The 26333-nt window shown below is 62.1% G+C and carries 19 protein-coding genes; 13 read left to right on the forward strand and 6 right to left on the reverse strand.

Annotated features, from left to right (window positions below; translation table 11 throughout):
* Positions 1-18: 18 nt before the first annotated feature.
* From ligA to EK16_RS02135, 3 genes are all read left to right on the forward strand, one after another.
* Positions 19-2190, forward strand: a complete 2172-nt coding sequence (gene ligA / locus EK16_RS02125) for an NAD-dependent DNA ligase LigA (protein ID WP_051928786.1) — start codon at positions 19-21, stop codon at positions 2188-2190.
* Between the two features lie 82 nt (positions 2191-2272).
* Positions 2273-2614, forward strand: a complete 342-nt coding sequence (locus EK16_RS02130; RefSeq protein ID WP_038034088.1) for a DUF4258 domain-containing protein — start codon at positions 2273-2275, stop codon at positions 2612-2614.
* Between the two features lie 22 nt (positions 2615-2636).
* Positions 2637-3086, forward strand: a complete 450-nt coding sequence (locus EK16_RS02135; RefSeq protein WP_038034092.1) for a helix-turn-helix domain-containing protein — start codon at positions 2637-2639, stop codon at positions 3084-3086.
* Between the two features lie 145 nt (positions 3087-3231).
* Here the strand turns inward: EK16_RS02135 and EK16_RS02140 are convergent, their stop codons facing one another.
* Together EK16_RS02140 and EK16_RS02145 are read right to left on the reverse strand one after the other, a co-directional pair.
* Positions 3232-7668 carry an AsmA family protein gene (locus EK16_RS02140; RefSeq protein WP_038034094.1) on the reverse strand — a complete coding sequence of 1479 codons (4437 nt, stop codon included), beginning with the start codon at positions 7666-7668 and terminating at the stop codon, positions 3232-3234.
* An 864-nt stretch (positions 7669-8532) separates the two neighbouring features.
* A complete protein-coding gene (locus tag EK16_RS02145) occupies positions 8533-9960 on the reverse strand; it encodes an FAD-binding oxidoreductase (RefSeq protein WP_038034096.1) in 1428 nt (475 codons plus the stop codon).
* Positions 9961-10135: 175 nt separating this feature from the next.
* Here EK16_RS02145 and EK16_RS02150 point away from each other — a divergent pair, with 175 nt between their 5' ends.
* From EK16_RS02150 to EK16_RS11285, 9 genes are all read left to right on the forward strand, one after another.
* Entirely contained in the window at positions 10136-10642 is a 507-nt protein-coding gene (locus EK16_RS02150) for a thioesterase family protein (RefSeq protein WP_051928787.1), read from the forward strand.
* A gap of 433 nt (positions 10643-11075) precedes the next feature.
* Complete coding sequence (locus tag EK16_RS02155) at positions 11076-12713, forward strand: chloride channel protein (RefSeq protein ID WP_051928788.1); 1638 nt, start codon at positions 11076-11078, stop codon at positions 12711-12713.
* A gap of 91 nt (positions 12714-12804) precedes the next feature.
* Positions 12805-15231, forward strand: coding sequence for a UvrD-helicase domain-containing protein (locus EK16_RS02160; RefSeq protein WP_081910164.1), 2427 nt, complete (start codon positions 12805-12807; stop codon positions 15229-15231).
* A 216-nt stretch (positions 15232-15447) separates the two neighbouring features.
* Positions 15448-15723: a cupin domain-containing protein gene (locus tag EK16_RS02165; RefSeq protein ID WP_038034099.1), complete on the forward strand. Its 276-nt coding sequence runs from the start codon at positions 15448-15450 to the stop codon at positions 15721-15723.
* A gap of 154 nt (positions 15724-15877) precedes the next feature.
* Entirely contained in the window at positions 15878-16807 is a 930-nt protein-coding gene (locus tag EK16_RS11280; RefSeq protein ID WP_051928789.1) for a hypothetical protein, read from the forward strand.
* A gap of 45 nt (positions 16808-16852) precedes the next feature.
* Positions 16853-17404 (forward strand): hypothetical protein, encoded by a 552-nt coding sequence (locus EK16_RS02175; protein ID WP_038034100.1) that lies wholly within the window; start codon positions 16853-16855, stop codon positions 17402-17404.
* Position 17405: 1 nt separating this feature from the next.
* Positions 17406-18038, forward strand: coding sequence for a hypothetical protein (locus EK16_RS02180; RefSeq protein WP_038034101.1), 633 nt, complete (start codon positions 17406-17408; stop codon positions 18036-18038).
* A gap of 24 nt (positions 18039-18062) precedes the next feature.
* Positions 18063-18536: a hypothetical protein gene (locus EK16_RS02185; RefSeq protein WP_038034104.1), complete on the forward strand. Its 474-nt coding sequence runs from the start codon at positions 18063-18065 to the stop codon at positions 18534-18536.
* Positions 18537-18623: 87 nt separating this feature from the next.
* On the forward strand, positions 18624-19652 hold the full coding sequence (locus EK16_RS11285; RefSeq protein ID WP_081910165.1) for a DUF1353 domain-containing protein: 1029 nt from the start codon (positions 18624-18626) through the stop codon (positions 19650-19652).
* An 11-nt stretch (positions 19653-19663) separates the two neighbouring features.
* Here EK16_RS11285 and EK16_RS02195 read toward each other — a convergent pair whose 3' ends face one another.
* The 4 genes from EK16_RS02195 to EK16_RS02210 all read right to left on the reverse strand — a co-directional run bounded on the left by EK16_RS02195 (position 19664) and on the right by EK16_RS02210 (position 25302).
* Positions 19664-20545, reverse strand: a complete 882-nt coding sequence (locus EK16_RS02195) for a tetratricopeptide repeat protein (RefSeq protein WP_038034108.1) — start codon at positions 20543-20545, stop codon at positions 19664-19666.
* A gap of 269 nt (positions 20546-20814) precedes the next feature.
* Positions 20815-21054, reverse strand: coding sequence for a hypothetical protein (locus EK16_RS02200; RefSeq protein ID WP_156098431.1), 240 nt, complete (start codon positions 21052-21054; stop codon positions 20815-20817).
* Positions 21055-21417: 363 nt separating this feature from the next.
* On the reverse strand, positions 21418-25002 hold the full coding sequence (gene mfd / locus EK16_RS02205; RefSeq protein WP_081910167.1) for a transcription-repair coupling factor: 3585 nt from the start codon (positions 25000-25002) through the stop codon (positions 21418-21420).
* 12 nt (positions 25003-25014) lie between these two features.
* Positions 25015-25302 (reverse strand): succinate dehydrogenase assembly factor 2, encoded by a 288-nt coding sequence (locus EK16_RS02210; RefSeq protein ID WP_038034113.1) that lies wholly within the window; start codon positions 25300-25302, stop codon positions 25015-25017.
* Positions 25303-25430: 128 nt separating this feature from the next.
* Here EK16_RS02210 and EK16_RS02215 point away from each other — a divergent pair, with 128 nt between their 5' ends.
* Positions 25431-26108 carry a hypothetical protein gene (locus tag EK16_RS02215; RefSeq protein WP_038034117.1) on the forward strand — a complete coding sequence of 226 codons (678 nt, stop codon included), beginning with the start codon at positions 25431-25433 and terminating at the stop codon, positions 26106-26108.
* The last annotated feature ends 225 nt before the right edge of the window (positions 26109-26333 follow it).

Below are 26333 nucleotides of genomic sequence, written 5' to 3' on the forward strand. Positions count from 1 at the left end.
GACAAGCGGAGGTGAACCATGGGCGTTCTCGATTATGATGAACTGCGCCGCAAGCCGGTGGAGGAGCTGACCCGCGAGGAAGCGGCGAAGGAGCTGGAGCGGCTGGCCAAGGAGATCGCCGAGCATGATTATCACTATTATGTGGAGAACGCCCCGGTCATCACCGATGCCGAATATGACGCGCTGAGAAGGCGCAACGAGGCCATCGAGGCGCGCTTTCCCGATCTCATCCGTCCCGATTCCCCCTCGCGCCGGGTGGGGGCGCCGCCGGCGGCGGGCTTCCGCAAGGTGAAGCATGCGGTGCCCATGCTTTCGCTGGCCAATGCCTTCGATCCGCAGGATGTTTATGACTGGGACAGGCGCATCCGCCGCTTTCTGGGTCTGTCGGCGGATGAGAAAATCGTCTTCACCGCGGAGCCCAAGTTCGACGGCTTGTCCATATCCTTGCGCTATGAGAAGGGCGAACTGGTGTTGGCGGCCACGCGCGGCGATGGTTACGAGGGCGAGGATGTGACCGCCAATGCCCGCACCATTGCCGACATTCCTCAGCGGCTTAAGGGCGCGGATGTCCCGGAGGTGTTCGAGATCCGCGGCGAAGTCTACATGCCCATTTCCGCCTTCATGAAGCTCAATGAAGAGCAGCAGAAAAAGGGAGAGAAGCCCTTTGCCAACCCGCGCAATGCCGCGGCCGGATCGCTCAGGCAGCTGGATCCGTCGATTACGGCGCAGCGCCCTTTACGCTTCTATGCCTGGGGGCGCGGCGAGGTGTCGGAAATGCCGGTGCAGACGGAATGGGAGCTTTATGATTGCTATCGCCGCTGGGGTGTGCCGGTCAGCGATCTTCTGGAGCTACACGAGAGTGTGGACGCGCTGATCGATTATCACGAGCGCATGCTGGAGAAGCGGCCTGATCTCGATTTCGACATCGACGGCGTTGTTTACAAGGTCAACCGCTTCGACTGGCAGGGGCGGCTGGGCTTCGTGCAGCGCAATCCGCGCTGGGCCATTGCCCACAAATTCCCGGCGCACCGGGGCATTACGGTGCTTCAGGACATTCAGATCCATGTGGGCCGCACCGGTGCGCTCACGCCGGTTGGCATTCTGGAGCCGGTGAATATTGGCGGTGTCATCGTCTCGCGCGTGTCGCTTCACAACGAGGATTACATCAAGGGCATCGGTGCCGATGGTCAGCCGATCCGCGACGGCAAGGACATCCGCATCGGCGATACGGTGGTGGTGGAGCGCGCAGGCGACGTGATCCCGCAGATCGTGGATGTGATCCTGGAAAAGCGGCCGCCGGATTCCAGGCCCTATCAGTTTCCGGATCACTGCCCGGTGTGCGGCTCCAAGGCCGTGCGCGAGTTCAATCCGCGCACGGGCAAGCTGGATTCGGTGCGCCGCTGCACCGGCGGACTGTATTGTCCGGCGCAGGTGGTGGAAAGGCTCAAGCATTTCGTCTCCAAACGGGCGTTTGATATCGAGGGGCTGGGCGAGAAGGCCATCGAGCAGTTCTTCGATCACAAGTTCATCCGCACGCCGGCGGATATCTTCACGCTGGAGGAGCGCGAGCGAAAGGGCGAGATCTGCATTCACTGCCTTGAGGGCTGGGGCGAGAAGAAGATCGAGAATCTCTTCCGCGCCATCGATGCGCGGCGGCACATTGCGCTTGACCGCTTCATTTACGCGCTGGGCATCCGGCATGTGGGGGAGGTGACCTCACGCATTCTGGCGCGGCATTTCCGCACCATCGAGGCCTTCATCGAAGGCATGCGCCAGATCGGCAAGGATCGCGACTGTCCGGTGGCGCAGGAAATCGACAATATCGACGGCCTGGGGCCGGTGGTGGTGGAGGCGCTGCACAATTTCTTCAATGAGGCACACAACTGGGAGGTCATCGATCAGCTTCTGAAAGAGGTGACGGTGGAGGCGGAGGAAGTGCCCGCCGAGAGCAGCCCGCTGGCCGGCAAGACGGTGGTGTTCACCGGCGCGCTTTCCACCATGACGCGGGATGAGGCCAAGGACATCGTGGAGCGGCTGGGTGGTCACGCCGCCGGCTCGGTGTCGCGCAAGACCGATCTCGTGGTGGCGGGCCCCGGCGCCGGCTCCAAGCTGAAAAAGGCGCAGGAACTGGGCATCAAGATCATCAGCGAGGAGGAATTCCTGCAGCTTGTGGGGCTGAAGAAAGGGTGAGGCATGCTGACAGCGCATTGCTGTTCATCATATTGTTGACTCTTTTTTCAGCTTCTATACCTATCAAAATGATAGGTGGCAGATGAAGGAGCAGCCCTGGAAGCCCGCTGATGCGACCGAGTACATAAGGCACATCGCGCAGCGCAGTGCTGAAAGTGGTCAGACCGTGTTCACAACGCGCCACGCAGCACAACGCATGCTGGAACGCTCTCTTATCATGGGCGATGTGCTTTATGTGCTCAAACATGGCTTTGTCTATGAAGAACCCGTACCCTGCAAGCATGTTCCGGGCTGCTACAGATATGCCATCGAATCCACGACGCCGAACTCCGGCAACAGGACGGTGCGCGTGATCGTTGTTCCGGATGCGGAGAAAGGAAACAATATCAAGATTGTCACCGTCATGTGGAAAGATGAAAAATGACACTGGTTTTGGAGGCCATACCATGAAGCGCTACCATTACGTGGAGTGCGGGCTGGACAATGTCATCGTTGAAGGCGTGGAGATCACGCGCGATGCTGATGGTGAGGAGGTGGTGTGCATTCCCGCCATTGGCGCGCTGCACAAGGCCATAGCGGAAGGGATCCTGCGGCGTGAAGGCGCCATGTCCGGCAAGGAACTGCGCTTCCTGCGCACGGAAATGGGAATGACACAGGCGGAGCTTGGGCAGTTGCTGCACCGGGATGCGCAGACGATTGCTCGCTGGGAAAAGGAGGAAATTCCCATCGACGGCAATGCGGATACGGTCGTGCGTCGTTTGGCGGCGGAGAAGCTAGACATCGATCTTGATGTCACGACGGAAGAGCTGGCGCGCCGTACGGTGCCTAATGTGCGTCCGCGGGAAATCGTCATTCGCCGCGCCGAGAATGAGGGCTATGAAGTGAAGGCGGCGTGATCTCAAGCAAGGGTGCTAATACACGATTTTCCTGGCAGGGCATCGTGTGGCGCGCGTTCATGCTCACTGGTTTGCTGTGCAATTAAAAGGAATTGGCAACGTTGTGTCGCGAAGTGGGCGTGCGCGCCTTTTATCATGGACACGATCAGCGGCGGGCGCCAAAGTTTGTGATTACCCGGTGACGGCGCTGGGTTTGCGGCTGCTTGGGCGGCGGAATGATGCGAGCCGGCTGTGATTCCGAAACCTCGGGCGTGGCCGGATGTTGCTGCGGACGCGGCGGTGGCAAGGGGGTGATGGCAATGGGGCCGCTGCGCGAGGTGTCCTTGCTTTCCTTAAGAGTGACGGCGGAAGCCGCAGATGGCTTGCGCTTTGGCAGGCCCGGGCGCTTTCTGGGCGTGGGAGGCATGTCCGGCTGAAGAGAGACGGGTTGCGCCGCTCTGCTTTTGGGGCTTGCGGCCCGGCCTTTCACGACTTTCGACGTTTTGTTGCCTCTCTGTCTTGATGCGGGCTTTTCTTGGGACGCTGAAGATGCCGGCGGCGTAGGCGGCGCCTTGGTGTCATCTGCCCCGTGAGCGCCGGCATTCTGCCGCAGGCTGCGCAAAATGGCGCTGATGGTGTCATCGGTGGTGGCGCTTTCGGCCGGCGATGTTCCCTTCTGCCGGGATGACGGGGAGGTCTGAGTATCCGGTGTCATGGTGCCGGATTTGTGTGCATCGCCCTCAGGGCTTGCGGATTTGGCCGGTTTGGCATTTCCGGCCGGTTCGACCGGTTTTGCCGGCGACATCCGGCCCTGCTCGCGCCGGTTTTTCAACCGGCGGCGGCGCTCCTCGAGCATGCGGCGTTCGCGCTCGATCTGGCGGCGGAAGGCTTCACGCTCCAGGGTCTTTCGCAGCGTGCGCGCGGTCTGGCGGCGGGCTTTTTCGGTCTTCACCAGCAGGGATTCGACGCGGGCGCGGAAGGCGGCCTCCTTTCTTGCCCGCTCCTCGGCCCATTGCCGCCAACGCTCGAACAGAACCTGACGGCGCTCGAAAGCGGATTCCTCCTCCAGAATGCGACGGCGTTCGCGCTCGATGCGTTCCAGTTTCGCCATGGAGCGCTTCAGGGCGGTGACGGCAACCCAGTCCTTGAGCGCATCAAGCTGCGGCAGGGGCTGCAAGGCGCGCGGCGAACCGGCAAAGGCGATGGCAAAACCGGGCTGATCGTCCTTCACTTTGCGCGGTGTGAATTCGAGGCTGATATCCAGTGCGGCTTTTCCGGCATCGGCAAGCGCCTGCAGGCGCGCGTTCAGGTCAGGCCTGGGCTGCCAGGCGAAGGGCGAGAGCGAAAGCACGCCTGCCTTGATGGTGAAGGGCAGGGATGCGCCGGGGAAGGGCAGGGCGGCATCCGCCTTGAGCAGAACGGAATTAACAAGGGCGGTGAGGCGGTTGGCGTCATTGAGGCGGGCGGCGGCCTTGAGAAAGGCTTCAGGGGCAAGGCGCGGCCAGTGTCCGTGGCTGAGAATGAGGCGGCCGGAACCTTCAAGATTGGCGGGCAGGGACAGAAGCGTGCGCCCCGCTGTCTGAAAGGTGGCTTTGGCCTGCAAGGCTCCCCTGAACAGAGGCGTGCCATCTGTCCGGATCAGGTGCCGGGCGGTGGCGAGGCGCATGCGCGTTTTGCCGGAGACGACAAGCCCGGTGCGTGCCTGCTTGAAGAGGGCGGAGAGAAAAAGGCCTTCCTTGAGCGCCTGCTCACCTGAAGCGGCGCTTTGCTTTGGCGGTTGTTGCTGACCGGCCTTTGGCGGGCTGCCGGCGGTTAGGGTGATGGTCAGGCCGGGGCGCTCATGCGCAAGCAGGAGTTTGCCGTCTTTCAGGGACAAGCCGGGTACAACGGCCATGACATCGGCGTTCATCTCGATGCGGCTGAAGGGCAGGGATTCCAACACCTTGGGGCGGAAACGGCCGTCTGGGCTGGCGGGTGCGGTGAGCAAGGGAGAGAGAAGCGCGCTTGCCGTGAGATAATCCGCATGGATACTCCCCTTGATGCGCCAGGTGCGGGCACTGGTCTCAAGCGTCTGTTGCGCTGTGAAGTCTTCTTCGCTGCGGGCAAGGGAGAGTTCGCCGGCGAAGGCGGCTTCGCCCACATTGCCATGCAGCTTGCGCAGGCGGATATGGCCGGGGGAGAAGGCGGCATCGGCCTCGGCCCAGAACGTGTTGGGCATGGATGAGGGCGCTCCCAGCCCGAACAGGGCAAGGGCGGATCCGGCGCGGGATGTGCGGGCGGCAAGGCGGCCCTGACCGGTCCAGCCGCTCTCGGTGTTCGGATTGCGCACGGCCCCTTCAAAACGCAGGTCCAGGCCCGCAAGCTCAAGCGATAACGTGGTGGCCACATCCTTTTGCGGGCGGCCTTTCATGACAAGGGCGGCCCTGGCCGGCGGATCGATGCGGCTTTTGGCCTGTGCCGAATCTTTGGCGCGGGATGAGCGCGCAGCTAGGCGCGAGCGGATGAGCGCCAGAAGCGGGGTTGAGCGCGGTGCGGCAATTTCGGCGTTCACATCAAGCGTGCCTTCACGCCAGCGGGAGAGGCGACCGCGCCAGCCGGCCTGAAGGTTCACATCCATCGGGCCGGCCTTGCCCTTCAGCAGCGCCTGTACATCGGCACCCTCCTCAACGCCACGGGCGGTGGCGGTGAATGAGAGGTCCATGCCGCCTAGGCCGGCAAGCCAATCGGGCGCGGTCTTTTCGCCATAGCCGGCAAGCAGCCGCCAAAGGCGGGCGGAATCGCGGGCGGTGATGCGGGCGGTGATTTCGCCTTTCACGGTATCGTCGGGGAAGGTGAGCGCACCCTGCGCCTGCATGCGCACGCCGGCGAGATCGGCGATGTCAAAGCGGGAAATCTGCGCTTTCTCGGCGGTAACGGCGAGCGCGATGTCCACGCCCTTCATCGGCAGGCCCCAGAGATGAAGACGCCCCGCTTTCACATCGGCGCGGGTGTCGCCAAACTGCATGGCGGCGGCGATGAGCTCCAAAAGGGCGGTGCCGGGGTTGCCTTCACCTTCCGGGGCGGCAAGACCGGAGGGGATGTACCGGTCAATGTTCAGCGTCCTGGCGTCAATGGTGAGATCCAGGGCCTCCTTGCCGAGGGTGAGGGCGAGGGTGCCCTGTGAGTCATCCAGGGTGAAGCGGCCGTCGCTAAGGCGCAGGGCGGCGGGGGAGGCATCCAGTTTGGCATTCAGGGAGAGCCGGCCGCGGGCCCCGCGCCAGAGGCGGGCCAGTGCTGCCTGATGCGCCGGCAGGGCCCAGAAGACAAAACCGCGCAGATCACGGCTTTCAAAATCCACATCACCTGAAAGCTGGGGCAGGTCAGACAGGGGCAGAAGCTGGCCGTGAAAGGCCAGGCGGCTGCCCCCGGGCAGGGTGGTGCTGAGGCTTTCGATGGCGATGCGGTCGATATCGGCATCGATGACGGTGTGGAAATTGTTCAGGCTCTCGCCGCCGATGCGCAGGGAGGAGACCGACAGATCCAGTTGCAGCAGGACATCCTCGGGGAGCATCTGCGTCAGGGCGGCCAGTTCATAAAGCCCTTGCGGGCCAAAGAGGCTGGTGCGGGCGTCCTTGCCGATGAGCCAGTCGATGTCGAAGCGCCCGGCCTTGAGCGAAAGGGCCGCCTCGATGACCGGACCGGTGACGATATGGGCCTCGCCGGTGATGGTGTTGGCGGCATGGGCGGCGGAAAGGGGCGCGGCCTCGATCTTGCGCAGCCAGAGATCATCGAGATTGCCTTCCACGCGGGCGCTGATCGCATAAAGCATCAGGCCGGTGGCGCGGTCGGCCTTGCCCTTGCCGAAAACCGGCACGATGCGCAAATCGGCCTGCATCTGGCCGGGTTTCGGGCTGTTCAAGTCTCCCGAGAGCGACCAGGAAAGACCATCGCCGCCGGCAGGTTCCACCCGCACCGCAAAGGAGACGGGTTTTTGCGGCCGGATGCGGCCGGTACTGATGCGGATGGTCACGGGCTGATCCTGCATGGTCGCCGTGGCCGCTATGCGCCAGGGGCCGGTCAGGCGCGGGGCGGTTATAGTGGCGGAAACCTTCTCCAGACGGGCGATGCCGCCACGACGAGCATCGGCAAGCAGGATGGTGCCGTCATGCACGTGAATGCCGGCGATGGCGATGCGATCCGGCGGGAAGGGCAGGTGTACGCCTTCATGCGGCCTTAACTTCCAGGTTCCCGTGCCGTTTTTCAGCCGCTCCAGCGCAAGCTGCGGCTTTTCGAAATCCACGCGCTCCACCTCCAGACGGCCGGAAAGCAACGCGGCGAGAGAGAGGCGGGCGGTGATGCGTTCCGCCTCCAGAAAGGCCGGCTGGGTGGCGCCCGGCGGATTGGCCACGGTGACGTCATTGAGCGTGATGGTGGGCCAGGGAAAGAGGCGCACCTCAACCTCTCCGCGGATCTTCACGGGGCGGCCGGTGAGCTCCGCGCCCCAGGCGCTGATGCGGTCGCGGTAGCGGTTGAAGTCGATGAACCAGGGCGCGGCAAGGGCTGCCGTCACCAACAGGATGATGGCGATACCCAGATACAGCAAAGGCGAGCGCCAGACGGACATGACCCTTCCATGATGGCATGATCCCGCCCGCGCTTATAGCAGATGACATGGGATGCACGTAAGCCCGCGCCCGGTTGCATTGCCCACGGAAAAACGCGGCGGTGGCATCGCTTAAGTCTTAGAACATACTCCACGACACATACATCGTCATACCGGCGAAAGCCGGTATCTCAATTCATTTACTCATGCGTTTGTGGCCCGACCCCCTCCCGGCGCTTCGCGCCGACCTCCCCCTATCAGGGGGAGGTTAGGATCAAGCGCTCTTCCTGCATGCCGCCCGCTGCACTGAGACCAATTTAGCTTCCGACGACAGGTGTTTGTTTAATTCATTGAAGAACAATGGGAAAACGTCATACCCGGGCTTGTCCCGGGTATCCAGGGGCGTTTTACTCATGTGGCTATGGCAGTCAAGAACGGTTCTACTGGTCTCTGTCCTTGAAAGGGACTACCGCCGGAAGGATATTTCATATCCTTCCGGAACGTTTCGGCGGGGTTTACAACCCCGCCTAAGGCGTGAATGGCGGGGTAATATACCCCGCCAAAATGTTCCGGAACGGGATACAATCCCGTTCCGGCATTTTTTTCCATGCGATACAAGTCAAGCCTGCTGGTGAACACCATGGCCCACCAAGACCGCATCGGATTTTGGCCCTGGATTGCCGGGACAAGGCCCGGCAATGACGTTTTATTGTTGTTTATCAATGAGTTAAACAACAACTTCCTAACTCATGAAAAGTCATTTTTCCCAGTCGATTTGGCGGCAACAGCACGCTTCCCGAATTTTCTTGGGCACCGATGCGCCCCACACAACCCCCCAGATTTAAAAACAAGGGCTTGGGCGGGGGCGCGGGGCGATTTCGCCGGTCAGCCTTTGTGCAACGAGGTCTCAGGGGGCAGGACCTTGCCGGGGTTGAGGATGTTCAGGGGGTCAAGGGCCTGCTTGATGGCGCGCATGGCATGAAGGGCGCGGCCGTGTTCCTTTTCCATGTAGGCGAGCTTGCCCATGCCGATGCCGTGTTCGCCGGTGGCGGTGCCGTCCATGGCAAGGGCGCGCTCAACCAGCCGCTCGGCAAAGGCTTCGATGCGCTCCTTTTGCACATCATCGTTGGGCGGGGCGAAGAGAATGACATGAAAATTGCCATCCCCGACATGGCCGACAATGGCGCCGGAGAGATCATGCGCGCGCATGTCCTTCTGGGTTTCGGTGACGCACTCGGCCAGCCGCGAAATGGGCACGCAGACGTCGGTGGTCATGGCCACCATGCCGGGATTGGCGCTCTTGGCCGCCCAGAAGACATCGTGCCGGGCGCGCCAGAGGCGGCGTCTGTCTTCCTCGCGTTCAGCCCAGGTGCCGGGCACGCCGCCGTGATCCTGCACGATTCCGGTGAAAATCTCGATCTGCTCATGAATGGCGGTGCCGGTGCCGGCGAATTCCACGAACAGGGTGGGGCGCTCCGGCAGGTCGAGGTCGGAATAGGCATTGACCATGGCGATGGTGGCGGCATCGAGAAGCTCGATGCGGGCCACGGGCAGATCGATCTGAATGGTCTCGATCACGGCCTCGCAGGCGGCGCCGATGTCGGGAAAATTGCAAATGCCGGCGATGACGGTTTCCGGAATGCCATGCAGTTTCAGGGTGATCTCGGTGATGATGCCGAGGGTGCCTTCCGCGCCGACGAAAAGACGGGTGAGATCATAGCCGGAGGCGGACTTGCGGGCGCGGCTGCCGGTGTGGATGATCTCGCCATTGGCGAGCACGACGCGCAGGGCCTTGACGTTTTCGGCCATGGTGCCATAGCGCACGGCATTGGTGCCGGAAGCGCGGGTGGAGACCATGCCGCCGATGGTGGCATCGGCACCGGGGTCGATGGGGAAGAACAGGCCGGTATCGCGCAGATAGCTGTTGAGCTGGCGGCGGGTGACGCCGGGCTGAACACGGCAGTCAAGATCCTCGGGGCGCACCTCGAGAATGGCGTTCATGCGCGATAAATCCAGGCTGATGCCGCCGCAGGGCGCGGCGATGTGGCCTTCCAGCGAGGTGCCGGCGCCATAGGGGATAAGGGGTACGCGACAGTCGGCACAGATGCGGACAATCTCCGCCACTTCCGCCTCCGATTCGGCAAAGGCGACGGCATCCGGCGGCAGGGCAGGGTTCCAGGTGGGATCATCGGCATGCTGAATGCGCACCGCCTCGGCAAGGCTGAGCCTTTCCCCAAGAAGGCTGGTCAGCCGCTCGATGGCCGCAGACACATCCATGTCCTTTCGACAGGTGATCTTGAGCGCCCTTGCCATGGCGCACCCCTCTGTTACATCTTCCCCCGGTCCGTTCCGTGCGGAAAACTTTTCCGACCACAGGCCATCCTAGCCAAGGCTTCGCACGGATGTCACTTGTCTGAAGGTCAGAAAAACTAACCTCTATAAGACGAAAGAACAATGTTCAAATGAACATATCGCAGGGGAAGGTTTGATGGACATCCTCGAGATCGAGCGCACGCTGCCGCAGGCCGGCCCGGTGCGGGAGGTGGAGAAGGCGTGGTGCGATTACAACGGTCATCTCAACATGGCCTGGTATGGCGTGCTGTTTGAGCGGGCGCTGGACGACATGCTGGAGGACGTCGGACTGGGCGCGGACTGGCGGGCGCGCACGGGCGGGTCGTTCTTCGCGCTGGCGACCATGCATCATTACTTGCGCGAGGTGCTGGCGGGAGAGCATGTGCGCATCGTCTACCGGGTGCTGGATTTCGATGCCAAGAAGGTGCACGCCTTTTTCACCATGCTGCATGAGGAGAAGGGTTTTCGCGCGGCGACCATGGAAATTCTCTTTCTGCACGTGAACATGACGACCCGGCGCTCTGCAGAGATGGATGCGGACACGCTGGCGGTGTTTCGCAGGCTTCGCGAAAGCACGCAAAACCTGCCCTGGCCGCCCGAGGCCGGCGCCAAAATCGGCATCCGCCGCAAAAGGGATCGGTGAGGCGCTGAGAGGGTTTTGGAGGCGATGGCATTCGCCAGGCTTGAACTGAGCCGTATGAAAACAGAATGCCGGAACGGGATTGTATCCCGTTCCGGAACGTTTTGGCAGGGTATATTACCCCGCCATCCATGCTTTGGGCGGGGTTAAAAACCCGCCGAAAGGCTTCGGAAGAGGTTGGAAACCTCTTCCGGCGAGGAGGTGTAATATCCTTCCGGCGGTAAGCCTTGAGACCGGAAGAGCCATTCCTGATTGTCATCACCGCGTGCATAAATCGCTCCCGGATGCCCGGGAGACGCCCGGTTGTGACGATGGGGTGAGGCAAGCACGGCCGGGCTGTATGATGGACACGGCGGCGGATTCGGTGTTTTCTTCAGGGTTGCATGAATACCGGCAGTTTGAACGATCGTGAGGGGTTTTGCGGGGCGGGTGTGGCATGGCGGAAACATCCGGAAAAGGCCTTTTCGCGCGCACGCTGGCGCACTGGAACCGCCTGTTCAGCCACATGCGGCAGGAGCGGGTGTGGCTTGTGTGGCTGCTGGCGGCGCTCATTGGCGTGGCCACGGGCTATGCCGTCTTGCTCTTTCGCACGGGCATCGGCGCGGTGCAGTGGCTGTGGCTGGATATCTGGCAGGAGAACATCGTTGCCAGCAAGGCTTCCCGCACCCATCCGTTCATCGTCTTTCTCGGGCCGGTTATCGGCGGTGCGGTGGTGGGGCTGTTGCTGGTGTGGCTGGCGCCGCACCGGCGGGCTTCCGGCGTGGCGGATGTGATCGAGGCGGCGCATGTGCGCCATGGTGTCATCGGCTGGAAAGACGGGTTGATGAGCGCGGTGATCACCATGATCTCACTGGGCGCGGGTGCTTCCGCCGGGCGGGAGGGGCCGGCTGTGCATATCGGCGCCAGTGTCGCCAGCCAGATGTTCCGGCCCTTTCGCCAGCTCAAGGTGGCGCAGCGGCGGGTGCTGATGGCGGCGGGGGCGGCGGCGGCGGTGGCGGCCTCCTTCAATGCGCCGATCGCCGGCATGCTGTTTGCGCATGAGGTGATCCTCGGACACTATGCGCTGTCCGCCTTCGTGCCGACGGTGCTGGCCTCGGTGGCCGGGGCGCTGATCATCCGTTCTCACCTTGGCGATCAGCCGGCTTTCAGGCTGCCGGAGCTGACGATCCATTCCCATTTCGAAATGCCCGCCTTTCTGCTCCTGGGATTGCTGGCCGGTTTCGTGGCCGTGGCGTTCCTGCGGGCGGTGGAGGCGGCCGATCTGAAGGCGCGGCAGATCCCCATGCCGCTGTGGCTGCGGCCGGTGGCGGGCGGCGTGATCATCGGGCTGATGGGGATGTTCGTGCCGGAAATCCTCGGCGTGGGCTATGAGGCCACAAGCCAGGCGCTGCGCGGGCGCTATGATCTTCTCTTCCTGCTGCTGCTTCTGGGGGCGAAGATGCTGGCCACGGCGATCACGCTGGCCTCGCGCTTCGGCGGCGGCGTGTTCTCCCCGTCGCTGTTTCTGGGCGCGATGACCGGCGGCATCGTCGGGCATCTGGTGGCGCTGGTGGCGCCGAATGCGGCATCCGACGTGGGCGCCTATGCGCTGGTGGGCACGGCGGCGGTGGCCGGCGGTGTCCTGGGGGCGCCGCTGTCCACGGCGCTGATCGTTTTTGAAATGACGCGGGATTATGACATCACCATCGCGCTGCTTCTGGCCACGTCGGTTTCCGCGGTGGTGATGCAGGTGCTGGCGGCGCGCAGCTTCTTTCACTGGCAGCTGCAGCAGCGCGGGCTGGATCTGGCCAGCGGGCCGCATCGGCGCATCATGCGCACGATGACGGTGAAGGCCTTCATGGTGCCGCGGGAGAAGGGCGCCTCGCGCACGGTGCCCGAGCCCTTTGACGAGCGCCCGCAGCTTGAGCCGGGCGATTCGCTGGAAAAGGCCCTGCGCACCTTCAATCGCGGCAACTATTCGCGGCTGGCGGTGGTGGATGCGAAGGGCAGGCTGGTGGGCTGGGCAGATTATGCAAAGGCGCTTGAGGCCTATAACGACGCGCTGGTGGAGGCGGAGCTGGAAGAGCACCGATGAGGAAAACGGCGCGCGGCCGCTCGCACCCTTGTGCCCATTCGTGCTAGATAGGAACGCAAGGAAAACATGATCCCGTGCATGCAGGGCGGAGATGGCCGATCCCTTCGATCTTGATGATTTCGAGAACCTGCCGGACCCTTCCGGCACCGGTGACGCATCGGGCGCCGGGGCGGAGGCGGCGGGCGGTGGTGCCTCGCTGGCGGCGCAGGCCCTGGTGGCGGCCGGGGCAGGGCAGGCCGAGCCTGCCTATCTGGCCGGGCTCAATCCGGAGCAGCGCGAGGCGGTGCTGACCACGGAAGGGCCGGTTCTGGTGCTGGCCGGCGCCGGCACGGGCAAGACACGGGCGCTGACCACGCGGCTGGCTCACATTCTCGCCTCGCAGCGGGCCTGGCCCGGGCAGATCCTGGCGGTGACCTTCACCAACAAGGCGGCGCGGGAGATGAAGGAGCGCATCCGCGCCCTCATTGGCGATATCGTGGAGGGCATGGCCTGGCTGGGCACCTTTCACGCCATCGGCATGCGCTTTCTGCAGCGGCATGCGGAAGCCGCGGGGCTGAAAAGCGGCTTTTCCGTGCTGGATCCGGACGATCAGGTGCGGCTGCTCAAGCAGGTGTTGCAGCTTCTGGACATCGACGAGAAACGTCACCCGGCGCGGGCGGCGGCGGCGCTCATCGATTCGTGGAAGAACCGCGGGCTGGCGCCGGAGGATATCTCCGGAGAGGAGGCGGGACCTTTCGCCAACGGCGCGGGCGCGAAGGTCTATGCGCTGTATCAGGAGCGGCTGCGGGCGATCAATGCGGTGGATTTTGGCGATCTTCTGCTGCTGCCGCTGCGCCTTCTCAAGGCGGATGCCGATCTGCTCGCCGAATATCGCCGGCGGTTCCGTTACATTCTCGTTGATGAGTATCAGGATACCAACACGGTGCAGTATCTGCTGCTGCGGCTGCTGGCGGGAGAGAACGGCAACATCTGCTGCGTGGGCGATGACGATCAGTCCATCTATGGCTGGCGCGGGGCGGAGGTGAGCAATATCCTGCGCTTTCCCAAGGACTTTCCGCAGGCGAAGGTTATCCGCCTGGTGCGCAACTATCGCTCCACTGCCCACATTCTCGGCGCGGCCAACCGCCTGATTGCGCACAACCGCGCGCGGCTGGGCAAGGAGCTGACGGCGGTGGCGGGCACGGGCGAGAAGGTGCGGCTGCGGGCGCACCGGGACGATGCGGAGGAAGCGCGCGCCATTTCCGACGATATCGAGGCGTTCCTGGCGCAGGGGCATGCAGCCGGGGAGATTGCGGTGTTGGTGCGGGCCTCGTTTCAGATGCGGGCGCTGGAAGAGCGGTTCATCGAGATCGGCCTGCCCTATCAGGTGGTGGGCGGGCCGCGCTTCTTCGAGCGCAAGGAGGTGCGTGATGCGCTGGCCTATCTCAAGGTGATCCACGGGCCCGATCACGATCTCGCTTTCGAGCGTATTATCAACGTGCCCAAGCGCGGCATCGGCGCGGCGAGCCTGCGCAAGATCCATGATCGCGCCCGCGACCGCAAGGTCTCGCTCTATCACGCGGCGGAGATGCTGGTGGCGGAAGGGGGCTTGAGCCCGAAGATCCGCAAAAGTCTGGAGGATCTGCTGCTGTCGCTTGCGCGCTGGCGGGCCCAGGCGCAGGACATGGCGCCGGCGGAACTTCTCGGCGTGGTGCTGGAGGAATCCGGCTATGTGGATATGCTGAAGGCGGAAAAGTCCGTGCAGGCGGAGGGGCGGCTTGAGAACCTCAAGGAGCTTCAGCGGGCGATGGAGGATTTCGATACGCTTGGCGGCTTTCTAGAGCATGTGGCGCTGGTGATGGAAGCCGATCAGCTGGCGGGGGCGGAGAAGGTCACGCTGATGACCATGCACGCCGCCAAGGGGCTGGAGTTTGATACGGTGTTTCTGCCCGGCTGGGAGGAAGGGTTGTTTCCGCATCAGCGGGCGCTGGACGAATCCGGTGCCGCCGGGCTGGAGGAGGAGCGGCGGCTTGCCTATGTGGCCCTGACGCGGGCGAAGCGGCGGGCGGTGATTTCGTTTGCGCGCATGCGGCAGGTGCATGGCACGTGGCAGCCGGCGCACCCCTCGCGTTTCATAGACGAACTGCCGGCGGAGCATGTGACGGTGGAGGCCGCGGGCGATCCGCTGTTTGCCCGGCAGCGGACGGGGCGGCAGGGCGCAGGCGGCTTTGCTGACGGTGGTGCGGATGACGGCCCGGTGATGGATGTGCCCTGGACGGTGGATGCGCCGGCTGCGGACGGGGCGGCGGCTGGCGAAAAAGAGAAGCGGCAAAATCCTATGACGCGAAAGCGCTTTGCCCAGGAGGTGACGCCGGATTTGCGCATCCATGCCGGACCAAGCTATCAGGCCGGCGACAGGGTGCGGCATGCGCGCTTCGGCCCCGGCACGGTAGTGGCGGCGGAAGGGATGAAGCTCACCATCGATTTCGACGAAGCGGGCCGCAAGCGCATCATGGCCAGTTTCGTGGAACGGGCGTGAGCACCGTTGTTCGTTGCGGGATGGTGCTGGTGGTTCCCTTCCTCCCCCTGGTAGGGGGAGGTCGGCCCCGCAGGGGCCGGGAGGGGGCGGGCAATAACCTCATGCGTCTGCGGCCCGACTCCCTCCCTGTCCCTCCCCTTACCAGGGGGAGGGACGAAAACGGGATGCTCGGGGAGAACGTCAGGAAGCCGAAGAGGACAGCAAGGGAGACGAGCGATGCGCGAGATCAAGCTGGAGCGCAATCCGGACAAAGCGAAGCTTGAAGAGATGGGCGTGTTCGACTGGCCCATCTGGGAACACGACGTGGCCACCTTCCCCTGGACCTATGACGGCGATGAAACCTGCTACATCCTGGAAGGCGAAGTGGTGGTCACACCCGACGGCGGCGAGCCGGTCACCATCAAGGCCGGAGACCTCGTCACCTTCCCCGACGGCATGTCCTGCACGTGGGAAATCAGGAAGCCGATAAGGAAGCATTATAGTTTTGGGTAAATAAAAAACGAGAGAAAAATTAAAGAAACTTTCTCCAACGTGGGGAAATATTAAATGGTGTTTAATGTAAAATTCTGCAATTTTTCAAAAATTGCATTTCCTTTTATGATTAAAAATATGCGTGAACACTGATATTTGAAACTGGGTGAGTGTGATGGTCGATCTAGGCGAGTTGCGTGAGGTTCCGGTCAGGAATATCTGGCGAAACGAAACGCGGGATTTTACTCCCTGGTTGGCGGAGAACCTTGATCGTCTTTCGGAAGCGATTGGAATTCGTCTTGACTTATCCGGCACGGAGATTGCCGTTGAAAATTTCGCTGCGGATATTCTTGCACGAAATATTGAAGATGGATCATTTGTACTCATAGAAAATCAGCTGGAAAAGACCGATCACACACACCTTGGACAAATTTTGACCTATCTTGCCGGTCTGGAGGCAAAGACGGTTATCTGGATTTCTCCTGATTTTCAGGAACCTCATCTTTCGGCCATTCGCTGGCTGAACGAACATACAGCTGATGACTTTTCCTTCTTTGCTGTCCGTCTCAAGGTTATTCGTATAGGCGATAGCGCACCGGCAGTCATTTTTGATGTTCTGGAAAGACCTTCAGGGTGGGAGCGCGCGCTGAGCGAGAAAAGACGCAAAGGTTATACAGAAGAGTCAGAGAAACGCCTGGCCTTCTGGACATATTTCGCAAAGCGGCACCCGGAGGCTGTCAGGGATGGTTTCAGGCCCAATCGCCACTGGGTGGCGTGGTTTCCTCTGGCAGATGGGGACATTCAGCTCGTTCTCAGCATCGGTCAGAAGCAATGTGGCGTTTTCGTCCTGGGCGGCTGGGAAGAGAAAAAGGACCGCGCCAGAGAAATTCTCGGGCCATATCTCGATGAACTCGCCCGGGATTTGGGGGCTGTGGCCAAGCCTGATCATAGAGAAGGACACGTTTTGCAAATTTGGCGGCCCCTCTCATTCATTGATGTGGGCAGGTGGGATGATCTGGCTGACTGGCTGGAAGAACGACGGCAAGCATTCAAGCACAGCATCGAGAAGATTTTGTCACAAAGGGCTCTTAAGCCTTCAACTTGACCATTGCCGCTTGCACCAAGGAAAGGGCCGTAGCAACATGAGCGCATGAGGGTCAAGGGATACAGATACACGCCGTGGGCGAAGGTGATTGAGCTTTCGCTGTTGCTGTCGCTTCTCGGGCTGCTTGGCGTTCTTTATGTGCAGGGCTATCTCGACCGCATTCTCGATGATGTGCTCACTGCCTGGTTCTTCGGCATCATTCTCGCCATCGTGCTGATTGTCGAGGCCTTCGCCTTTGCCGGGCGGGAGGTGGATGTGAATTTCTGGGCCTGGCTGACCACAGGGCTTGGCATGCTGGGCACGGTGCTGGGCTTTTCGCTGGCGCTGGCGGGCATTGATGTGGAGGCGCTGCAGAACCCCACCTCGCTGGTTGGCGAAATCGGCGGCTTTCTGAAGATGGTGGCCTTTGCGGTGGACACCACGCTGATTGGTCTCTCCGCCGCCCTGGTCATGGCGGCCATGGACAAGGTGCGCGAGATCCTCTATCGCCCGCCTTCCGCCATTGAGCCAGCCGAAACGGACATGGCCAGACAGCCCCCGGCCGCGGCCGGCATCCCGCCGGATAAGAGGGGCGCGGCGCAGGAACGGGAGCGCTGACATGGCCTGGCGGCAGCGGGAAGATGCCATGGCCGTGGTCTTTCGCGACCTGCTCTTCCTGCTTGCGCTTCTGATGCTCACGCTGGTGGTGCTCATCATTCCGCTGATCAAGATCCCCAAGGAAAGCCGGCAGATCGAGAAGGCGGCCGGCGATCTGCTGGCGGAAATCGTCTGGGATCCGCAATCACGCGCGGATATCGACATCTGGGTTGAGGGCCCCAATGGCGAGAAGGTAGGCTATCTCAATCCGGACGGCGCCCTGTTCAATCTGGTGCGAGACGACATGGGCCGCGAGAAGGATTTCTCCGGCCTGAATTATGAATTCCTTTTCTCCCGCGGCATTCCGGACGGACGCTACCGCTTCTCGCTCGTCTACTATTCCGACAACGGCGAAGGGCAGAAGCCGCAGGATGTGCGCGTTTCCATCCGCTATCGCCGCAAGGATCTGATGCATGTGATCTATGAGGACAAGGTGCGGCTGAATTTTCCGGGGCAGGAAAAGGCGCTCGTCTCCTTTCGCATGAAGAACGGGCGGCTTGTGAAGGACAGTCTCGATTTCGCACCGTTTGAGATCTTCTATCCGCTGCTGGAGGAAAAGGGCATCGTCGGCCCGCCGGGGAAGCGGCGGCGTTAAGATAAGGGCAGGGAGCCCTGAAGGATGGACAGGCTGCTGCTGACATATGCCGCGCTGCTGATCCTTGCGCTGTGGGGTGTGCTGCTGATCCGGCGGGTGAAACGGCTGTGGCTGGCCTGGGCGGCGGGCGTGCTCGTGTTTTTCGCCCTTGTCTGGCTGGCGCTGGGCACGGGTTTTTCCATCCGCATTCCGCAGCCGCATCGCAAGATGGTCATCCTGGTCTGGACGGTGCATGGCGAACGGGTGCACGCCCTGGCGCGCCCGCTCAATGAGCCGGATGCGGCGCCTGTGCATATCGTTTTCAGCATCGATCCCAAGAGCAAACGCGGGGCGCGCATGCGTTCTCAGTTCTTCGCGGCGGTGCGCAAGCGCGAGGGACTGCCGGGCAAGCGGCTGATCGTCATCGATACCTGGGGCTATGGCGTGGATGCCGGGGTGCATAAATATGACGTGCCGCAATCGCTGCCGCCAAAGATGCAAAACAATATCAGAAGATAAAAGTTTCTTGACCGAGGGGATTTCTGCTTTAAACTCTCATTTAATTTTGGGAAGCTTCTTACTTCCTTAAGAAGAAGAGTGTCGGTTATGCGTCCTTTGGTTGTATTTTCGGCGCTTCTTCTAGCCGGTTGTGCCAATGGTGACATGCCGATCCTTGATGGCGGCACCGAGGCTTCCACGACGGCCTTTACCGTCAACCGGAATGATTTACCACGCATCCGTACCGTGTCCTGCGAAGGGCCGGGGCGGGTGAATTGCAAGTTCATCAACAGCCCGGTGAAGCTGGATGGCAAGCCGCGGCATTTTCCCGAAAGCCCCTATCCCTTCTACCGGACGCGCAACACGCTGAAATTCGTGGATGCGGACAAGGATTCCTGGGTGGCGCCCAAGGGGACGTGGACCGATGGCGCCTCCATTCCCGTCATCTTCGTGCCGCTGATCGGGGATCCGCGCAGCAAGGAATTCCTGAACGCCGCTACGGTGCATGATGCCTATTGCGCCAAGCGCAATGAGAACGGGCCTTATTATCAGACGGCGCCGTGGCAGGAGGTGCATCGTATGTTCTATGACGGCCTGGTGGCCAGCGGCACGCCGCTTTTGAAGGCGCGCATCATGTATGCGGCGGTCTATCTGGGGGGGCCGCGGTGGAAGGGTGTGCGCAAGCCGCCTTCACGCGCCGCGGAAAATGTCCGCAATGCCGATAATGCCGACATCGTGCCGGCCGGCGCGGTCATGGCCGGCGGCGCCTTGCGCACTTATCAATCCGACAAGCCCCTAACCGAGATCCTTTCCCGCGAAGCGCTCATCGACGCCTTCAAGAAAGCGCGCGATTACATCACCGCCAACAATCCTTCCATTGATGATCTGGAAGTCTATTTGACGAGGCTGGAGCTCGACATGCGTGATGGCGCCAATCAAAGGCGCAATTTCAAGCGCATGAACTTCCGGCCCAGTCCAGAACGGTATGCTCCGGACTCTGATGAACGTGCTGATTCTGATAGTAGTGATTCAGGTTCATCTGGCGGTGGCAGCTCTGGGGGCAATTCCGGCGGCAATTCCGGCGGCAATACGGATTCCGGCGGAGGTGAGCTGAGTGGTGATTTCACAAAGGGATGATCCGGCCTGGGTCATCGCCTGAGAAAATCCGCCTTGCCTTTTGTTGCGGGGTTTTCTTTCTCGAGAAACGAAGCAGGCGGCAGATTGTTCGAATCTGTCGTCTTTGTTTGGCCGGATGTTGATTCGGCTGATTTCAACCGCGCAAGATTGGCGGCGGCCTGACGCAGGCCGAGGGCAGTGGCACGTTCATAAAGCGCGGCAGCTTTCTTTTTGTCCTTGGGGATGCCCCAGCCCATTTCATGCATGGCGGCCAGATTGTTGATGGCCCAGGGTTCCTGCTGCTCGGCGGCGCGGGAGAACCACTCTTTTGCCAATTTGAGGTTACGCGGCGCGCCCTCGCCGGTGAGATAGATCAGTCCCAAGGCGGTCATGGCGCGGCGTTCTTTTGCTTCGGCCGCTTTCTGCAACCATTCCCGCGCCTTTTCCGGATCCTTGCGGGTGCCTTCACCATGCAGCAAAGCCCAGCCCAGCCACAGCATGGCCTGTGGATGCCCCTGACGGGCGGCGGCGCGATAGAGAACGAGGGCAGTGCTGGCGGATTGACGAATGCCCTTGCCGCCCAGATGTACAATGCGGGCGAGGCGATATTGCGCCGCGGCATCGCCGGCCTGGGCCGCGCGCCGATACCAGCGGGCGGCTTCCACCAGTGACTTGCGGGCACCGGGCACCTCAAAGCCGATGCTGTCCGGATCATGGGCTCGGGCCAGGCGCAGCATGGCGGCCACATCGCCGCCCCTGGCCTTCTGCCGCAACTCCCGCAGGAGTTTGGGCACCTTTGGACGCTGGGCCCCGGCCTTGTCCTTGCGCCCTTTTCCACTGCCCGTATTCACCAGCCATTCCAGAAGATTGGTCTGGGCCTGAGCGTCCAAGGAGAGAAAAGGCCCTTCGGCCATAAGGAAAGCCAGGAGAAGAAAGGCAAGGCCCCATCGTCTTTTGTGCGAAGAATGCGGCTGGTCCACCTGTCTTGCACGCGGCATGGGGAAGCGAATGGCTTTTCGCCTCTCTCTATGCAACAGGCGATCGCCGCCCTTTCGCCTTGATGCCCGTGGTGCCGCAAACCGGGGCATGCCCACTCCTCCTGAAAGGCCGAACCTAACGTGACACCATACCGTTCCCGTAAGGCAAGGCAAGAGCGGCCCAAACCATGGCAAACGGTTGGCTTTCAGGCATCGGCGCCCTTCTGGCCTCTTCTGCCGTTGCCGATGTCAAAGGCCTCCTGAAAGGCCATTTCCAGAAGATAGGCGAGAAAGTGCATGTCGGCGGCGCGGGCAAGATTGCGCATTTGCAGGGTGACGTCCGAGATATAGAGCGCCAGGTCTTGCCGGCTGGCAAAACGGCCGATGTCTTCGGCAATATCCCCATTCTCCCGAACGGCCAAAGAGCGCCCATCCATGTAAGCCAAGCCAGTGCCGGATTTCTTCATTGTTCTTGTTGCTCCTCTCGCTGCGTTTCCCATTTGAGGGGAAAGCCATTCATCCCGTTATTGTCACACCCAGCACGGCTCGGTGCCTCCCCCGGATAGGCGCAATAATTGCAGGTTGATTACACTTTGAAAAGCAATCTGAGATTGTATATGCGTGGGTAGTGGATTTTTATGAACTGTGACACAAAGCGAGAATGGCAGCAGAGATTCCAGGGTATGAGGCCCGTATTTGGGGTAAAGAAGGAGGACGTGACCTCACATGATCCGACGTGCCAGCCCATGAAAATCAGCATTTTTGCTACATCTCGCTGGCGTCGTTCTCCTTGCAATTAAATCCTCGCTCTAAAGCGCTTTTTCAGCGAGACGGCCCAGCTCTGTCAACACACGCCTGATTCCCTTCATGCGCGTGTTCAGATCCTGCCAGTCGCGCTTGACGACCAGGCGCATGTCCGGGCGCAGCTTGGCGCGCGTGCCCTGATCGGCAATCCATTCCACCAGGGCCTGCGGGGCGGGGAAGGTATCGTGATGAAAACGCAGCACCGCGCCCTTGATGCCGGCATCGACAGCGGCGACATGGGCGGCGCGGCACAAGCCCTTGATGGCCACCACTTCCAGAAGATGACGGACCTCTTCAGGCAGCGGGCCGAAGCGGTCGTGCAACTCGGCGGCGAAGGCGTCGATCTCCTCCTGGGTGTCGAGGCGGGACAGCCGCCGATAAAGGCCCATGCGCACGCCAAGATCGGGCACGTAGCTTTCCGGAATGAGAACGGCCACGCCGAGGTTGATGGCGGGCGAGAAGGTTTCTTCCGCCTCTTCCTCCGCCACGCCACTTTTCAGGGCGGCGACGGCCTCCTCGAGCATGTGCTGATATAGCTCAAAACCCACCTCGCGAATGTGGCCGGACTGTTCCTCGCCCAGCAGGTTGCCGGCGCCGCGGATGTCGAGATCATGCGAGGCAAGCTGAAAGCCGGCGCCGAGCGAATCCAGCGATTGCAGAACCTCCAGGCGCTTGCGGGCAGCTGGCGTGAGCTGGCGGTTGGGCGGAATGGTGAGCAGGCACCAGGCGCGCAGGCGCGAGCGGCCAACGCGGCCGCGCAGCTGATAAAGCTGGGCGAGGCCGAACATGTCGGCACGGTGCACGATCATGGTGTTGGCCGATGGGATATCAAGGCCGGATTCGATGATGGTGGTGGCCAGCAGCACGTCGAAACGGCGCTCATAAAAGGCCGTCATCACCTCGTCGAGCTCCTTCGGCGTCATGCGGCCATGGGCGGTGGCAAAGCGCACCTCCGGCACGTGCTCACGCAAGAAAGCAGCGATCTCTTCCAGATCGGAAATGCGCGGCACCACATAAAAGCTCTGGCCGCCGCGGTAATGCTCGCGCAAAAGGGCCTCGCGAATGCTGACCGGATCAAAGGGGGTCAGGAACGTGCGCACCGCCAGGCGATCCGCCGGCGGAGTGGCAATGACGGACAACTCGCGCACGCCGGAAAGGGCGAGTTGCAAGGTGCGCGGAATGGGCGTGGCGGTCAGGGTCAGCACATGCACGCTTTCCTTCAGGGCTTTTAAGCGTTCCTTGTGCTTGACGCCGAAATGCTGCTCCTCATCGACGATGAGCAGGGCAAGATCGGCAAAGCGCACATCCCTGGCCAGCAGGGCATGGGTGCCGATCACGATGTCGATGGTGCCATCTGCCAGGCCCTTCTTGATGTTCGCGAGTTCCCTGCGCGGGGTCATGCGCGAGGCCACCGCGATGTTAACCGGAAAGCCAGCGAAGCGTTCGCGAAAAGTGGCGGCGTGCTGACGGGCCAGAAGGGTGGTGGGCACAATCAGGGCCACCTGATGGCCGCTCATGACCGTGGCGAAGGCAGCGCGCAAGGCCACTTCCGTCTTGCCGAAGCCGACATCGCCGCAAATGAGGCGGTCCATGGGGCGGCCCGAGGCGAGATCCTCCAGCACCGCCTCGATGGCGCGCTTCTGATCCTCCGTTTCCTCATAGGGAAAGCGGGCGCAGAATTCCTCCATCAGGCCCTCGGGCGGGGTGATCACCGGGGCCTGAAGCAACTGACGCGCAGCAGCGATGCGAATGAGCTCCTCAGCGATCTCTTTCAAGCGTTTTTTCAGCCGGGCCTTGCGCGCCTGCCAGGCGGCGCCGCCGAGTTTGTCCAGCTGGGCGGTGGCCTCCTCGCCGCCGTAGCGGGAGAGCAGGTCGATGTTTTCCACCGGCAGGAAGAGACGATCGCCGCCGGCATATGTGAGATGCAGGCAGTCATGCGGGGCGCCGCCGACATCGATGGTTTTCAGCCCCTCAAAGCGGCCGATGCCATGATCCACATGCACGACGAGATCTCCGGGCGAAAGCGCGGTGAGCTCGGTGATGACATCGGCCTCGCGGCGGCGCGGGCGGGTGCGCCGCACAAGGCGATCGCCGAGAATGTCCTGTTCGGAGACAACGGCGAGGCTTTCGGTTTCAAAGCCGCTGTCCAGCCCGAGAACGGCAGTGGAGACAACCCTTTCGCCCTGGGCGAGGGCCTCGTTGAAGGTTTGGGCATGGCCCAGGGGAGCCAGGCCATGGTCGGAGAGAATGGCCGAGAGGCGTTCGGCGGAACCGGGCGAAAAGGCGGCGAGCAAGACTTTACGCCCGCTTTTGCGCAAGGTGGCGACATGATCGCGTACGGCCTCGAAGACGTTAACACCTTCCGCCTCTCTCTCGGCGGCGAAACTGCGTCCCTTGCGGCCTTTCAGGTCGATGACCGGTCTTGCGGCTGACGGATCCTCGGCAAAGGGGCTGATGAGAAAGACGGCATGACGGGAAAGGGTTTCCTGCCATTCCTCCTCGGTCAGATGCAGCGCCTCAGGAGGCAGGGGCCGATAGGGATCGGCGCCGAAAAGCTTTTCCTTCAGGCCGCTTGTGCGCGCGGCATGATATTCGGCGATCTCCTCGCGCCGTGAAGTGAGCGCGGCTGTGCTTTCATGATCGATGGCGACAACCGCCTTTTCGCCGACGTGATCGAAAAGGCTCTCCAGCCGCTCATGAAAGAGCGGCAGCCAGTGTTCCATGCCCTGATAGCGGCGGCCTTCGCGAATGGCCTCGACAATGGGATCGCGCATGGCCTCGCCGCCAAAGGTCTCGACATAGCTGCGGCGGAAACGGTCACGGGCGGCTTCATCCAGCGGCACCTCGCTGGCCGCCTCCAGGATGATTTCGGGCAGGGTGCGGGTGGTGCGCTGGGTGCGCACGTCAAAGGCGCGGATGCTTTCCAGCTCATCCCCGAAGAAATCCAGGCGCACGGGCTGTTGCCAGCCCGGGGTATATATGTCGAGCAGGGCGCCGCGCATGGCGAATTCCCCCGGCTCGGTGACGGTGCCGACGCGGGTGAAGCCCTGGGCGATCAGCCAGTCGGCCAGGTCTTCCATGCGGTGGGTCTGCCCGGGTTTGAGGGGAATGCTGGCGGTGCGCACCATCTCGCGCGGCGGACACCGCTGGAGGGCGGCTGCGGCGGTGGTGAGCACGATGAAGGGGGAAGCCCCCTTGTCCGGCGTGCTCTCGGTGCGCTGACGATGGCGGGCGATGGCGGCCAGCGAGGCCATGCGCTCGGCGATGATGCGGGCGCTGGGCGAGACGCGGTCATACGGCGCGCAGTCCCATGCCGGAAAGCGCACAACAGGCAGGCCCGGCGCGAAGAAGCGCAAGGATTCGTGCATGCGCGCCATGTCGGCATCGGATGGGGCGATATGCACAACAATGCGCCCGTCCTGCGCCGCCTGTTGCGCAAGCGTGGAAAGCGCCAGCGCATCCAGCCCCTGCGGGCAGGAGGCCAGAACGCTCTCGCCGGGGGCGTGTAGCGCCTCCTTCAGCGCGCGGATGCTTGCGGCCGGCAGCCAGGATGCGCGGGCCTGATCTTTCAGGGTAGCCTTCGCCTGCATGTCGTGAAGCCGTCAGGTTCCGTTCTCGTAATCCGCAACGTCGAAGCGATAGGTCAAGAGCCGGTCGGTGAGGAAGGAGCGATAGTCTTCCGGCACGGGCGCGGTGCCGGAGACCCAGGAAAGCACCTCGATATCCGGCACCTCAAGCAGTCTTTCAAAGGCGCTCACGCCGGCCTCGTCGAGATCGTCAAGCACCTCGCGGGCGAGGCGGCCGAAAAGAATATCCAGCTCCTTCATGCCGCGATGCGTGGCGCGAAAACGGATGCGACGCTTTCGCGCATCGAGATCCTCCGTGCTCATGTGGCATTCCCCGTGACCGGCCCTGAAGGCCCTTCATGTATGGGCGGCGCCCTTCTTCGCAAGCTTTCGCCAAGGCTTGTATGGCATGCCGCCTGTTCAGGAGCGTGTCATTCCACAAGGGGCGTGCAATGTCCATCGCCATCATCGCCTATGGTTCGCTGATCTGGGACGAGGAATGTCTGGCACCGCACATCCATGGCGGCTGGCGGCGGGGCGCGGGGCCGCGTCTGACGGTGGAATTCTCACGCATTTCACCCAAACGCAAGGGGGCGCTGGTGCTGGTTGTCGATCCGGCGGCCAGGGCCGTGCCCACTTCGGTCACGGCTTCACGCCGCGCGCGCCTCATCGAGGCGGCCAGGGATCTCGCGCGACGGGAACGGGCGCCGGAAGAGGCGATCGGGATTGCCGAGAAAGGCGGACGTGCGTTCAACTGTGATGAGGCCACGGGGCGTCGTGTGCTGTCCTGGCTTGAGCGGCAGGAGACCTTTCGCGCGGCGGTGTGGACGCATCTGCCCGCCAATTTCGAGGCGGAAACGGGCCGCCCCTTCAGCTTCGAGGCCGGTGTTGCCTGGCTGCGCGGACTGAAGGGAGACGCCCTGTTTGAGGCCTGGCGCTACATTCATCAGGCTCCTAAGGAGACGGATACGGCCTTTCGCCGGCATCTTGCCGGACATCCCTTCTGGCAGACACTTTGCGCCCGTTTCGGCAGGGCCGCCCAGGACCCGCGCGCGCGTTCACCACTGTCAGAAAATTCAGAAAGCATGATGTTGCCGCCAAATCGACCGGAGAAAAAAGACTTTTCATGAGTGGGGATCTTTTTGTTTAACTCATTGAAAAACAAGAATAAACGTCATTGCCGGACTTGTTCCGGCAATCCAGGGCCACGGACGATGCGGTCTTGGTGGGCCATAGCGTTCACCAGCAGGCTTGATTTGTGTCGTATGCTTTTTAATGGGAGGTTCCTCTTGAAGGGCAGAGTCCTGAAGAACCAGTCTTGACCGCCATCACCGCATGCGTAAACCGCCCCTGGA

It is taken from the genome of Thermopetrobacter sp. TC1 (genome assembly GCF_000746275.1).
Taxonomy (GTDB): domain Bacteria; phylum Pseudomonadota; class Alphaproteobacteria; order Rhizobiales; family Aestuariivirgaceae; genus Thermopetrobacter.

Coding starts and splice junctions, on each gene's coding strand:
- ligA (WP_051928786.1), top strand. CDS start 19: ATGGGCGTTCTCGATTATGATGAACTGCGCCGCAAGCCGGTGGAGGAG.
- EK16_RS02130 (WP_038034088.1), top strand. CDS start 2,273: ATGAAGGAGCAGCCCTGGAAGCCCGCTGATGCGACCGAGTACATAAGG.
- EK16_RS02135 (WP_038034092.1), top strand. CDS start 2,637: ATGAAGCGCTACCATTACGTGGAGTGCGGGCTGGACAATGTCATCGTT.
- EK16_RS02140 (WP_038034094.1), bottom strand. CDS start 7,668: ATGTCCGTCTGGCGCTCGCCTTTGCTGTATCTGGGTATCGCCATCATC.
- EK16_RS02145 (WP_038034096.1), bottom strand. CDS start 9,960: ATGGCAAGGGCGCTCAAGATCACCTGTCGAAAGGACATGGATGTGTCT.
- EK16_RS02150 (WP_051928787.1), top strand. CDS start 10,136: ATGGACATCCTCGAGATCGAGCGCACGCTGCCGCAGGCCGGCCCGGTG.
- EK16_RS02155 (WP_051928788.1), top strand. CDS start 11,076: ATGGCGGAAACATCCGGAAAAGGCCTTTTCGCGCGCACGCTGGCGCAC.
- EK16_RS02160 (WP_081910164.1), top strand. CDS start 12,805: ATGGCCGATCCCTTCGATCTTGATGATTTCGAGAACCTGCCGGACCCT.
- EK16_RS02165 (WP_038034099.1), top strand. CDS start 15,448: ATGCGCGAGATCAAGCTGGAGCGCAATCCGGACAAAGCGAAGCTTGAA.
- EK16_RS11280 (WP_051928789.1), top strand. CDS start 15,878: ATGGTCGATCTAGGCGAGTTGCGTGAGGTTCCGGTCAGGAATATCTGG.
- EK16_RS02175 (WP_038034100.1), top strand. CDS start 16,853: ATGAGGGTCAAGGGATACAGATACACGCCGTGGGCGAAGGTGATTGAG.
- EK16_RS02180 (WP_038034101.1), top strand. CDS start 17,406: ATGGCCTGGCGGCAGCGGGAAGATGCCATGGCCGTGGTCTTTCGCGAC.
- EK16_RS02185 (WP_038034104.1), top strand. CDS start 18,063: ATGGACAGGCTGCTGCTGACATATGCCGCGCTGCTGATCCTTGCGCTG.
- EK16_RS11285 (WP_081910165.1), top strand. CDS start 18,624: ATGCGTCCTTTGGTTGTATTTTCGGCGCTTCTTCTAGCCGGTTGTGCC.
- EK16_RS02195 (WP_038034108.1), bottom strand. CDS start 20,545: ATGGCCGAAGGGCCTTTTCTCTCCTTGGACGCTCAGGCCCAGACCAAT.
- mfd (WP_081910167.1), bottom strand. CDS start 25,002: ATGCAGGCGAAGGCTACCCTGAAAGATCAGGCCCGCGCATCCTGGCTG.
- EK16_RS02210 (WP_038034113.1), bottom strand. CDS start 25,302: ATGAGCACGGAGGATCTCGATGCGCGAAAGCGTCGCATCCGTTTTCGC.
- EK16_RS02215 (WP_038034117.1), top strand. CDS start 25,431: ATGTCCATCGCCATCATCGCCTATGGTTCGCTGATCTGGGACGAGGAA.